Origin of the sequence: Sphingorhabdus sp., from assembly GCF_046596595.1 — a bacterium.
Lineage (GTDB): Bacteria > Pseudomonadota > Alphaproteobacteria > Sphingomonadales > Sphingomonadaceae > Sphingorhabdus_B.
This window is the reverse complement of record NZ_JBKJMB010000112.1, coordinates 1-12,816: the sequence shown is the minus strand read 5'-3', so window position 1 is coordinate 12,816 and position 12,816 is coordinate 1. Positions and strand designations below refer to the sequence as shown.

General features: G+C 54.1%; 10 protein-coding genes. 4 read left to right on the top strand and 6 right to left on the bottom strand.

The genetic code is table 11. The annotated features are described in order from the left end of the window. Positions 1-244: 244 nt before the first annotated feature. Positions 245-646: a hypothetical protein gene (locus tag ACLL9E_RS11095; protein WP_411291795.1), complete on the top strand. Its 402-nt coding sequence runs from the start codon at positions 245-247 to the stop codon at positions 644-646. Between the two features lie 939 nt (positions 647-1,585). On the opposite strand, the gene aqpZ is transcribed toward ACLL9E_RS11095, so the two are convergent. Next, positions 1,586-2,305, bottom strand: coding sequence for an aquaporin Z (gene aqpZ, locus ACLL9E_RS11090; protein WP_411291794.1), 720 nt, complete (start codon positions 2,303-2,305; stop codon positions 1,586-1,588). Positions 2,306-2,752: 447 nt separating this feature from the next. Further along, entirely contained in the window at positions 2,753-4,729 is a 1,977-nt protein-coding gene (locus ACLL9E_RS11085) for a 3-hydroxyacyl-CoA dehydrogenase NAD-binding domain-containing protein (protein ID WP_411291796.1), read from the bottom strand. A gap of 223 nt (positions 4,730-4,952) precedes the next feature. Between ACLL9E_RS11085 and ACLL9E_RS11080 the strand changes: the two genes are divergently transcribed. Next, positions 4,953-5,582 (top strand): PilZ domain-containing protein, encoded by a 630-nt coding sequence (locus ACLL9E_RS11080; RefSeq protein WP_411291793.1) that lies wholly within the window; start codon positions 4,953-4,955, stop codon positions 5,580-5,582. Between the two features lie 9 nt (positions 5,583-5,591). Here the strand turns inward: ACLL9E_RS11080 and mmsB are convergent, their stop codons facing one another. After that, positions 5,592-6,467, bottom strand: a complete 876-nt coding sequence (gene mmsB / locus ACLL9E_RS11075; protein WP_411291792.1) for a 3-hydroxyisobutyrate dehydrogenase — start codon at positions 6,465-6,467, stop codon at positions 5,592-5,594. A 5-nt stretch (positions 6,468-6,472) separates the two neighbouring features. Then, complete coding sequence (locus ACLL9E_RS11070; protein WP_411291791.1) at positions 6,473-7,969, bottom strand: CoA-acylating methylmalonate-semialdehyde dehydrogenase; 1,497 nt, start codon at positions 7,967-7,969, stop codon at positions 6,473-6,475. Between the two features lie 147 nt (positions 7,970-8,116). On the opposite strand from ACLL9E_RS11070, the gene ACLL9E_RS11065 reads away from it, so the two are divergent. Then, a complete protein-coding gene (locus ACLL9E_RS11065) occupies positions 8,117-10,129 on the top strand; it encodes a TonB-dependent receptor (protein WP_411291790.1) in 2,013 nt (670 codons plus the stop codon). A 64-nt stretch (positions 10,130-10,193) separates the two neighbouring features. On the opposite strand, the gene ACLL9E_RS11060 is transcribed toward ACLL9E_RS11065, so the two are convergent. Then, positions 10,194-11,216, bottom strand: coding sequence for an acyltransferase family protein (locus ACLL9E_RS11060; RefSeq protein WP_411291789.1), 1,023 nt, complete (start codon positions 11,214-11,216; stop codon positions 10,194-10,196). An 827-nt stretch (positions 11,217-12,043) separates the two neighbouring features. Here ACLL9E_RS11060 and ACLL9E_RS11055 point away from each other — a divergent pair. Beyond that, a complete protein-coding gene (locus tag ACLL9E_RS11055) occupies positions 12,044-12,250 on the top strand; it encodes a transposase domain-containing protein (protein ID WP_411291788.1) in 207 nt (68 codons plus the stop codon). A gap of 170 nt (positions 12,251-12,420) precedes the next feature. On the opposite strand, the gene ACLL9E_RS11050 is transcribed toward ACLL9E_RS11055, so the two are convergent. Continuing rightward, on the bottom strand, positions 12,421-12,732 hold the full coding sequence (locus ACLL9E_RS11050) for a hypothetical protein (RefSeq protein WP_411291787.1): 312 nt from the start codon (positions 12,730-12,732) through the stop codon (positions 12,421-12,423). Between the last annotated feature and the right edge of the window lie 84 nt (positions 12,733-12,816).

Below are 12,816 nucleotides of genomic sequence, written 5' to 3'. Positions count from 1 at the left end.
CTATGTCATTAAAGGCACTTGTCCAAACGCGGGGGCGGCGCTCGAACTTCAACGCATAAAGGCCCAAGGCCGCATTATGGGGAAGCGGTGCGGATTGTCGCAAAACATCAAGGGCCGTTAGGTGCGAACCATCCGACCCATCAAGCAAATACCGTTTAACACTTTCATAATTGGTGAGCGACTAATGCGCCTTGCCAACATCAGATTTTACAAATAGCCTGATGTTCTAACGGGAGGAAATACGATGCAAAAATTACTAATCGCTGGCCTACTATTGGCCGGTACTTCGACACACGCGCAGAATAATCCGGTCGTGGAAGTTATGCCTTCTACTACGGTCACTGCTACGCCCACGATGTCAAACAGCGACCCGATGGCTGAAACTCGAATGTTGCGAGGGGGTGCGCAGGTTCGTGTAAAGTTTCTTACCGAGATTACTACTGAGGACAAGGCATCGAAAGTTGGCGACCGTCCACGCCTAGAAGTCGCTGAAGATGTGACCGTTGATGGCGTAACCGTTATTCCAAGGGGCACTCCGGTTACAGGCGAACTCACTGCTGTTCGTAACAAGGGTATGTGGGGGAAGTCGGGTAAGATTGAAGGGCGCGTTCTTAACATGTCGCTCAACGGGCGTAAACGAGCCTGAACCACGTCGTTGCAGCGAGCAAGACCAATAGTTGAACTTTGTCTTGCTTCTCACAATGCTCGAACGTGGCCGGTTAAACTCCCGATCCTAAATCTATTCGAGCAGCAGCCGGATGCCAGCGCTAACTGTGTAAACATTTCAAGTCGGGGCGTTGCCCCCCAGCAACAGCTAAGTGCATTTGCTTCCTCAAAAGTTTGAGCAGTTCTGTATCTCAAACCATCAATCAACAGCAGTCATCCAACGGTCTGTCCCGTAGCAACCTCGCGCTCAAACTCTGACGTCGCATAGACAGTAGTGCCTGAGTTATCACTAACTCCTGCTGGCAATTGGAATAGCGGTGCCGCAGAAGGCGCACTCTGACGTCTTGCGCCCGACAATCCAGTTTGATTTCGAGCACACAGGGCAGCGATTGACCTCGTTAGGGTAATAATAAATCCGAAAACCCATCAACAATGGATCGAAGATTTGTCGCCTTTCATCTGACAATACAATAATCTCTTTTCTCGGATCCGACCATATATGTTGACAGATAATTCGTCCGAATAATTGTCGACACAATTGTCATATTTGCCTCAAAATACACCGGCCAACAATCACTTGTGGGCAGTCCGGTTCAGAACAAGCAATGTGCTTTGTTCATTGAAGCGGAGTATTTCAACGTAAGGAGGAAGTGACTCGAGCGTAAGCTCAGCTTTCCTAGCAAGCTGTGCCAGATCACCACCGTGATTTACCGTTTCCGGTTCTACCATAGGATCAGGTTCAACGCCCCGAGCCAACACGGGGGTTGTGATACATGCGCTACGAAGGCGAGATCAATTTTCATTTCTGGTTTCCTTCCCAAGGGCACCAAATCTGGGTGCTGTAGTCCATCAATATGAGATTCATTGAGGTGTAATTGCAGAGTTGAATAACATGAGAGCCAGAAAATCCCGGTTTGCCCTAGCTTGAGGCGGAAACGGTGTTCGACGGATTGTCGGCAAACACAAATCGATAAATTGTGGAACCGGCGACTGCACCCACTATTGGCGCCAACCAAAACAACCACAGTTGTTGCAAAGCTACGCCACCGACAACCAATGCCGGACCCAGACTGCGAGCAGGATTGACCGACGTGTTGGTGACCGGAATGCTGATGAGATGGATCAAGGTCAGTGCAAGACCGATCGCCAATGGGGCAAATCCGGCAGCACTTCGCTTGTCGGTCGCACCAAGGATGACGATCAGGAAGATCGCGGTAAGCAAGGTTTCAGTTATCAACCCGGCCATCATCGAAAAGCCACCGGGCGATGCCTCCCCGAAACCATTGACCGCCAGGCCATTCTTCACAAGATCAAAATCCGGATTTCCCGAGGCAATAGAAAGGAGTATATATGCCGCGAAGATGCCGCCTATGACCTGTGCCACGATATAAGGAAGAATTTCACGTGTGGGAAACCGCCCGCCCGCCCACAATCCAATGGTGACGGCGGGGTTGAAATGCCCGCCTGAGATATGACCTACCGCATAGGCAGCCGTAACCACCGTAAGGCCGAAGGCTAATGACACGCCCAGCAGACCTATTCCTGCTTCGGGAAATGCGGCAGAGATAACCGCGCTGCCACAACCGCCGAACACTAGCCAGAATGTCCCAAAGATTTCTGCAGCGAATTTGCGAGACAAGCCCATACTCTTTCACTCCCCCGTATTCCCCTGCCAGTCGCCTGATGACCGAATGGCTTGTTGGATCGCCGAAGCTTTAACGGACGTCCGGCCAGCAACGCCGAAAGGTACATCGGTTGAGGAATGCAAAATGTAGCTAAAGGAACAATTCGGAAATTTTTAGCTATGGAGCCGTTGTGATTTTAACGAGTTTGAGGTGCGTGCTGCGATGGAACTGATGGTGTGGAGCACGCACTTCAACTGATGATTGCGTTAACGGCGGGACAAAAAACCCAGCTACCAGGGGGATAGCTGGGCTAAGTTAGAGTAAGATGGACACTCTCTGGGGACGCCCTGCCTCAATATAGGTAAACGATAGCAACATTGTGCAAAATTAGGTATTTGTGAAAATAGATAGCACAACCTAAATGGCCGGTGTGCACATCGATGATGGGTATCCAGGCAAATTCAGGCTTTAGCTTTGAGGGTTGATGCGACTTCAACGCCATGCCGTTCGAGCGCTTCGACGATCTTGGTCGCGCCTTCCAGTTCGCCCCAGAACATGGGGCCGCCACGATAGATGGGCCAGCCATAGCCGTAGATCCAGACCACATCGATATCGGACGCGCGCTGGGCCTTGCCTTCTTCGAGGATTTTAAATCCTTCGTTGACCATGGGGTAGAGCGTACGTTCGACGATTTCCTGATCGCTAATTTCGCGCTTGGGCAGGTTTGACGTTGCACGAAACTCTTCAATGATCGCGAGCGCCTCGGCGCTTGGGGTACCAACGCGCCTTTCGTCATAATCGTAAAAGCCTTTGGTGTTTTTCTGACCAAAACGCCCAGCTGCGCACAGCGCGTCACGGATGGTTTCGATCCGTGACGGGTCGCGGTGCCAGCCGATATCGAGGCCAGCTAGGTCACTCATCTGAAACGGTCCCATCGGCATACCGAAATCGGTATGGACCTTGTCGATTTGCGCAGGCGTTGCCCCTTCAAGCAGCAACTGCATCGCTGGTTGCTGCCGTGTCGACAGCATCCGGTTGCCGATAAAGCCGTGGCAAACACCAGCCACCACCGCAACCTTGCCGATTGTCTTGCCGATCGCCATGGCTGTGGCGAGGACATCAGGCGCTGTCTTTTCGCCGCGGACAACCTCGAGCAGCTTCATGACATTGGCAGGCGAGAAGAAGTGCATGCCGACGACATCCTGAGGGCGTGATGTGCTGGCGGCTATTTCGTCGACGTTGAGATAGGAGGTGTTGGAGGCCAATATCGCGCCCGGTTTGCAAATCGCATCCAGCTTGCCAAACACTTCTTTCTTGACGTCCATGCTCTCGTAAACCGCCTCGATGATCAAATCGCAATCTGCGAGGTCCTCCAAGTGCAAAGATGGTGTCAGAAGGCCCATCATTTCTTCCACCTGCTCAGGCGAAAAGCGTCCTTTGGCAGCGCTATTTTCGTAATTTTTGCGGATGACACCAACACCACGGTCCAGATTCTCCTCAACCATTTCGATGATGGTCACCGCAATGCCCTTGGACAGGAAGTTCATAGAAATTCCGCCGCCCATCGTGCCTGCGCCAATCACGCCGACTTTCTTGATCTCGCGCAACGGCAAATCTTTCGGCAGGCCATCAATTTTTGCAGCCTGACGTTCGGCAAAGAACATATGGCGCTGCGCCGCCGACTGCGACCCGCCCATCAACTTCATAAATTCGGCACGTTCGAACTTCATGCCTTCTTCAAAGGGCAATCGCGTTGCCGCTTCGACACAAGCAAGATTGGCATAAGGCGCATCGAAGCCCTTCCATTTCTTGGCATTGGCAGCCTTCAGCTGTTCGATGATGGCAATATCGCCAACCAACGGACGATCGCGCGTTGGTCTTGGTCCAACCGAGATGAGTTCACGCGCATAAGCAATCGCATCTTCAGCGAGACTGTTTTCGGCGGCAATCCGGTCGACAAGGCCAATCGACGCAGCCTTGGTGGCAGAAAGGGGTTCACCAAGTGAGCACATTGTTGCGGCTGCCTCCACGCCGACCACGCGAGGTAGCCTCTGTGTTCCTCCAGCGCCCGGCAGAAGGCCAAGCTTGACCTCTGGCACCCCAAGCCGCGCAGACGGCACGGCAATGCGGTAATGGCATACCAGAGCGGTTTCCAAGCCACCCCCCAGCGCAGTGCCATGGATGGCCGCAACGACAGGTTTGCCGGCGGCCTCGATCATGTTGAGTACAGCGTTAAAATCCGGGCCTTGCGGCGGCTTGCCAAATTCGGTGATGTCAGCGCCGGCAATAAAGGTGGAGCCTGCGCAGCGCAGGACAACAGCCTTGACGGAGTCGTCCGAAAGCCCCTGTTCAATGCCGTCCTTCAACCCCTGACGCACATGCCATGACAATGCATTGACGGGTGGATTGTCGACAAGGACGACAAGTACATCGTCCATTTTTTGCGTGGTCACTGATTGCACGGGAAACTCCTACATTCTGGTTCGGTCCGGTCGATAGCTGACGATCGATAGCCGATGGGTGAACTGATGGTCGCAGTCCTCATATGTTTTTCGGCATATTATGCAATCCTACTGTAGTAAGCAATTTGGCAGCGTTAACCATTTTTGCCATACTTTCTGTTAGATAGTCGGCCCACAAAGATGCAATATGGAAATAAACATGGACCGTTATTTCGACCCTTCATCCGACACGGCATCCGAGCCGGGCGCGAATGAGCTAGGCGACCGCCGCGAACATACGCGTAACATTAAGGTTATGCGGGTGGCGCGGTTAAAGGATATTCAGCTTCACGCCGAATGTTTGGGTATGGTGCGCGACGTCTCCTCGGGCGGCATGATGATCGATGCGCTTTTCCCTCTGGAAATTGGCCAACATCTCACGGTTGCTCTGCTGGATGACCAGGAACTGACCGGCGAAATCGTCTGGCGCGACGGGCAGACGGTTGGTGTCAAATTTACACATGAGATTTCTGTCGAGCAAATATTGGCAAGGCCAGCAGTCAAAATCGATGGACAAAGAAGCCGGCTTCCGCGCTTTCAGGCCAGCAAATCTTCGCGCATCACGTATGACAACAAAATATATGAAGCTGCATTATCCAACATTTCGCAGCGTGGGGCTAAATTGATGTGTGAAGCGACGCCGCGGATGAACAGCAACATTGTCATACGGATCGATGCCGATCATTCGGTTGCAGCGACAGTAAAATGGCGCGGGTCGAATATGATTGGTGTCGAATTCCACCGCCTTTTATCGCTTGTCGAACTATCGAACTGGATAGCAAACGACTGAAGCGAAAGCTTAGTCCTTCAAGCTTTGAATTATTGCGGAGAAATCGAGCCCGCCTTTACCCTCAGCGTCAAACGCGCGGTATAGCTCGGCTGCACGTTCGCCCATGGGTACATCTGCGTTGACCGAATGCGCAGCTTCCATGGCAAGATTGAGATCCTTGAGCATCAGCGCGGTCGCAAAGCCGCCTTGATAAGCATTATCGGCAGGCGTCATTGGCCCGACGCCTGGAACCGGGCAATAACTTGTCATCGACCAGTTCTGTCCGGACGCTTTTGACGAAATGTCAAAAAAGGTCTGAAGATCAAGGCCCAATTTCTCAGCCATGGCGAAAGTCTCGCATGTGGCAATCATTGATGCACCCAGCAGCATGTTGTTGCAAATCTTTGCCGCCTGCCCCGCACCCGACGCACCAGCGTGGATGACCGCCTTACCCATCGCGGCAAGGATAGGTTCGGCGCGCGCAAAAGCCGCATCGGTGCCGCCAACCATGAACGTCAACGTCCCGCCGTTGGCGGCCGCGATCCCGCCGGATACCGGTGCATCAACCATCGCGTATCCTGCTGTCGTTGCGTGCGCCGTAACCTTGCGCGCGGTGCCGACATCAATGGTCGAACAATCGAGCAAAACGCTGCCTTCGGGTGCGTGACCCATGACGTCGGCTTCGAAAACGCTCTCGACAATTTTCCCATTGGGCAGCATCGACACCACCGCGTCAACGCCCGCCACAGCTTCGCGGACTGAGGTAAATGGCGTGCACCCGCTCTCCTGCGCGCGCGACAACGCCTCGGCAGACAAGTCAAACGCGTTAACGTCATGCCCCGCCTTGACCAAATTTGCGGCCATCCCGCCGCCCATATTGCCCAGACCGATAAACGCTATTTTCATATGCTTTATCCCATTGTTGGAATGACGAACGCGTTGCCGCCATCAGGCGATCCATCAGGCCAGCGTTGCGTGACTGTCTTGACCTTGGTCCAGAATTTGACGCCTTCCATACCGTGCTGGTTGGTATCGCCAAAAGCGCTGCGCTTCCATCCGCCAAAGCTGTGATAGGCAACGGGCACAGGGATCGGCACGTTAATGCCAACCATGCCGACATTGACGCGCGCGGCAAATTCCCGCGCGGCGTGGCCGTTGCGCGTAAATATGGCGACGCCATTGCCATATTGGTGGTTGCTGGCCAGCGACAACGCTTCTTCGAAGTTTGCAGCGCGGACCATTTGCAAGACAGGGCCGAAGATTTCTTCCTTGTAGCTTTCCATGTCGGTGGTGACATGGTCGAACAAGGTCGGGCCAATGAAGAAGCCTTCTTCATGCCCCTGAAGCTTGAACCCGCGTCCATCGACGATCAATTCGGCGCCTTCATCGACGCAAGTCTGGATCCAGCCTTCGACCTTTGCCTTGTGCTGCGCGGTCACAACAGGGCCATAATGCGCTTCGGCGTCGGTCGAGATACCAATACGCAGTGCCTCGATCGCTGGGAGGAGTTTTGCCTTCAGCCGCTCTGCGGTGTCTTCACCTACTGGCACCACGACCGGCAACGCCATGCAACGTTCGCCGGCCGAACCAAAGGCGGCACCTGCCAAATCATTGACGACCTGATCAAGATCGGCATCAGGCATGACGATGCCGTGGTTCTTCGCGCCACCCATGGCTTGCACGCGCTTGCCGTTGGCGACACCGCGATTGTAGACATAATGGGCGATGTCGGACGAGCCGACGAAACTCACCGCGCCAATGGCGGGGTGGTCCAGAATGGCATCGACCATCTCCTTGTCGCCATGCACAACCTGGCAGATACCTTCGGGAAGGCCAGCTTCGACGAACAATTCACCCAAGCGCACCGGAAGACTTGGGTCGCGCTCGCTTGGCTTGATGATGAACGCGTTACCCGTCGCAATCGCGACGCCCGACATCCACAAAGGGATCATCGCGGGGAAGTTGAATGGCGTAATGCCTGCGCCAATGCCGATTGGCTGGCGCATTGAATACACATCAATGCCGGGACCAGCGCCCTGGGTATATTCACCTTTCAGCACATGCGGAATGCCGCAGCAGAATTCGATGACTTCAAGTCCGCGTTGAATGTCCCCCTTGCTGTCGGCAATGACCTTGCCATGTTCAGATGACAGCAGATGCGCCAGTTCGTCCATATTGGCCTCAACCAAACGCTTGAATTCAAACATGACGCGCGCGCGGCGCTGCGGATTGGTCATCGCCCATGCCGGTTGCGCGGCAAGGGCCGCTTGCACGGCGCGATCCAACACCGCTGCATCACCCAAGGCTACCCGCGCCTGAACGATGCCATTATTGGGGTCCATGACATCGCCAAAACGCGTCGCGGGTCCGCCAGATCCGCCGCTAATGAAATGATCGATTTGACGCATGTATTTTCTCCTGATTCCGTTCGCCGTCATTGCGCGCGTCGGTACATTATTGCAACCATGGCTTATTATATTTCAAATCTCGGCGCACTACATATAAGCGCGTCATACCGTCAAAAGCCCGCAACACTTGAGCTATCAGGAACTATCATGATTCGATTTTTGGTCCGGACATCTATCGCATCTCTCGCGGCTGTTGCGCCTGCGGCTTATGCGCAAAATGACCCCGATCCAATCATTGTCGTGACCGGAAAAGGTCTGGACCAGACAAAGGGCGACCCTGCTTATGGTTCGGTTCAAATCGACCGCGTGCGGTTGACCAGCGAGGCGTCGGGGCGCATCGAAAATGTCTTGGCTGATGTTGCAGGCTTTCAGCAATTCCGTCGCTCTGACAGCCGCTCTGCCAACCCTTCGGCACAAGGCGCAACGTTGCGCGCGCTTGGCGGCAACGCATCGAGCCGCACTTTGGTATTGCTCGACGGCGTGCCGCAGGCGGACCCGTTTTTCGGCTATATTCCGTTCAGCGCGATTGCCCCTGAACGCCTGTCGTCCGTGCGCGTAACCCGCGGCGGCGGCAATGGGGCGTTTGGCGCAGGTGCAGTCGCTGGTACCATTGAATTGAACAGCGCCGGACGCCGTGACCTTCCCGATGCATCCTTGTCGGCTTTTTACGGCAGCAACAACGCCACTGAATTGTCCGCTGGCCTTGCCACTGATCTGGGCGCTGGCTTTGTAAGTGTCTCGGGTCGCTGGGACAGAGGCGACGGGTTTTTCACCACGCCAATTGCTCTGCGTCAAACAAGTGATGTGCGTGCGGCCTATGACAGCTGGTCAACGGGCCTGCGCGCCGTTGCGCCATTGGCTGACGGCGTCGAGATGCAGTTTCGCGGGCTTATCTTTCAAGATGACCGAACATTGCGATTTGCGGGCGCCGACAGCAGCTCCGAGGGGCAGGACGCGAGCATCCGCATCGTGTCGCAAGGCCGCTGGCAAGTCGATGCACTCGCTTATGTGCAAACCCGTAATTTCACAAATGTCGTGATTAGCGCCACATCGCTGCGCAAGACGCTTGACCAAAGAAACACGCCATCAACTGGATTGGGCGGAAAGATTGAGGTTCGCCCGCCAGTGGGCAGCGATCACCAACTGCGCATTGGTGCAGATGCGCGCCTGTCGCAAGGCGAGCTATTCGAGGATGCTCTCAGCGCGGTCACGGGGCTTGTCACCGCGCGCCGAAATGCCGGGGGCAGCACAACTGTATTTGGACTATTTGCAGAAAACGACTGGAATGTCGGCGCGTTGACGTTGACCGGAGGCTTGCGCGCGGATCGATGGAGCATCGACAATGGCTTCTTTGCAGAACGCACCGCAAACGGCGCTGTCGTCCGTGATGACAATTTTGCCGACCGGACCAGCTGGCAGACCAGCGCGCGCGTGGGCGCTCTCTATGCCGCGAGCGAAGCGATTCAGTTTCGTGCAGCCGCCTATACCGGCTTTCGCTTGCCGACATTGAACGAGCTGTACCGGCCATTCACAGTGTTCCCGATTGCCACACGCGCCAACGCAGCGCTGAAGGTCGAGAAATTGCGCGGTGTAGAAGCCGGCGTCAATGTGAAGCCAGCTGATAGCGTGTCATTTGGCGCAACCCTGTTTTACAACCGGCTAAATGACGCCATTGCCAATGTCACCATCGGCACGAACTTGCGTCAGCGCGATAATGTCGACGCCATCGTCGCCAAGGGCGTCGAACTGTCGGGTGAAGCAGCATTTGGCGAAATCAACATTTCGGCCTCTTACGCCTTTAGCGACAGTAAAGTCAGGGCATCGGGTAGCGCATTTGCGCTCAACGGCCTGTCCCCAGCGCAAAGCCCGCGCCACGCCGCCAATGCAACGGTTCGCTGGGCACCAAGCGCCAGAGCAGTGTTAGCCGCAACCGCGCGCTATGTCGGGGCACAGTTCGAAGATGATCTGCAAAGTAACATTTTGCCGTCCGCGCTTACTCTGGACGGCTTTGCGCAAATCCCCCTGACACGGCAGGTCGCGTTGACGGGCCGTGTGGAAAATATCTTCAACGAAGAAGTCGTGACGCGCAAGGTCGGCACGTCAGTTGACCTTGGCACGCCACGCATTTTGTGGATCGGTCTGAAGTTTACAGCCCGATAGCAAACTGCGCGCCACGACTCGCAACCATAGCTGCTTTGAAGTCAGTTAGGATTCCCGATTGGAGTCATTCCACGCGCGGCAGGATTATACCAATAGGTTTGGGCAGACCCAGAGTGGGCGCTACTTCAACAGCCGTGGCCTTGTGGCGAACCCCAAGAAATGCCCGGCTGATATACGGCACCCGCTCGAGGGTGAGATGGATGGCAATTGGAACGATCACGCCTGCCAAAGTGCCGGACAGCAAGAGGAACGGGACATCAGAAACACCAAGCGTCTCCCAGATAATGCGAGAGGACGCCGTGCCAAAAACGTGAAAGAGGTAAATGGAGTAGGAATAAACTCCCAGCCGCCCCAGTAGCGAGATCGCAGGCATAACGACAAGGAGCGCTACCCCAAAGCCAACGCCAAGTGTTAATTCCCATCCCGGCGAAAGCGCTGCCAGTAGGGCACACGAAAGCCCCCATTTCCAGCCAAATCGCTTGCTCATTATCCCCGCCACAAAGAACGGCAGCAGGTACAACGCTCTGTTCCAGCTAAAAACCCCTACCGCGCCATGTCGCCATTTGAAAAGGACGCAGGCCAACGCAAACAGGGCAAACATATGGAGCGGCTTATCGAGCGCGTGCCAGTGGTCGAGCGCGCTCACCAACGCGAACACGAGCAGCAGCCCCGCAATAAACCACATGTGCGCATAGGGCCAGATCAGCACGAGCGGGATTTGCGTCCATGTAAGGTCGGAATTGGTTTCAGGCGCGAGCTTTTGCGCAACCGCAAAGATTAGGCTGACGAATATGAAGGGTATCAGCAACCGTTTTAGCTTGCCTTGCGCGAAGTCCCTTCCAGCCCCTTCGGTGACTGGCCGCATAGCATAGACGACACCGGATAGGATCGTGAACAACGGCATCCGAATGTAGGCAAGTATGTCGTTAAACGCGCGGTAGTGGCTATCCAAGGGAAGTCGAAGCCCTGACGCTGGATCAAGTCCAACCACATGGTAGAATATGAGCAAAACACACGCCATCCCGCGCAACGTGTCGAGGTTTGTATTCCGGTCGTTTACTATCGTTGCGTTATTATTAGATGCCATGAAGATGGCAGTGTCACTAAGTCCTGAAATATATGTAAAGACATGTAAACTCTGTGGACATTATTCGTTTAATACGCACGCACGAGATGCGCATTTGCTTTGCGCTTTCTCCGTCCCCTTTGACTGCAATTCTCTCACATCGCAGCAGCCTCAACCCGAATGCTTAATCAATCGGGGATCGTTTATGGCAACCGGAACCTTTTCCATTAAATATCTGCATTAGATATAAATGGCGGTGGGCGCAGTCGTGGGCGAACCTCTCTCCGTTCGAGCTTCCCTGCTCTGCAGGGAATTTACAGGGAAATATTCCAACTTTACGCCAAAATTGAATATATTGGACTTGTGAAGCGTAGGATCTCTGCGGTGTACAGGCGCTATTTCCCTAAATTGTGGAGCAGGGAATTGTTTTAAGTTAGCAGGGCATTGATAAAACCCAGCAGGGAATTTAGCTAAGGGGTTTATCGACGTTAGAATGCCTGTAGCAGGACTTCAAAACCAGTTGATCGGCTGCCAGCCGCAGCCTCGAAAGTCTTGGGACGCCGCCTCAATCTTGGATAAGTAGAAATACGCTGTGAAGTTCACAAATCAAACATATGGGCTGGCATACGTTAGTCCTTAGTTGTTCGGAAATTTGCGGCCTGCAAATGAATGAGTGTTTCATTTATCACTTGAATTACGGAACGGGAGTTCACAAAATGACGGCTAGCAGTAATCTCGAAATTCCGTGGGGCTAGCCGCCATCTTGCTCCAGACGAGATAACCATTTGTGGTTTACAAACTGATAATATCATCTGAAATCTAGCGGTGAGTCTCGATCTACGTGTCCTGTGAAACCTAGCGCATTCTTATTTGCAAAACGCGGCACTTACCGCTGGGCTTCGGCTGCCTCGTTAGTCGAGACCGCGAAACTTAGCCAGGTCGCGCCATACATTTATATCGCCGACGTCCTCCAGCGAATGGTCGATGGACATCTGGCCAAACGGTTAGAAGAAACCCTGCCATGGAACTTGACGCCCCGACACGCTGTCAACTGAACGCTACGTGCAATCGCCGTGCTCTTGCGAGTAAAGCTGTAAATCAGATTTCGATTAGCACAGTCAGCTACAACATATGCCATCGTGAAAAATCGCATTTGCGTTTGGCGTCGATTGTGATTTGTGTAATCGTCTGGCTGGATCTCGTTCCGTAAGCCAAACAATTGGCATTAGTTTGCCATCTTGTCAGCGGCTTTCTCAACAGCAGCCCCAGCCTTTTGCGCCGCATCGCCCACATCACCTGCAGCTTTCGCTACCGCATTGTCCTTGCGTTCTTCTGAGCCGCTGTTGTTGAACAGCATGTATCCGCCAACTGCTAACACCAATAACAGCACAATGGCTGCAATTACGCCCATTCCACTTCCACCGCTTGATGGCGACGTGTTTACTGTAACTTGGGCTGGACCAGTATCACGCTCGATAGTACGCTCGACTAAAGTGCCTTGCTCGTTTGTGGTCTCCGTGATGCGTTCTTGTGTCATGTGGTGTCCTTCTACTTATCCGCCTTAGCATCTCTCAAAAACCTTGTTTTTCTCTTAATGCCCCTGGCGCACACGGGATTTGGG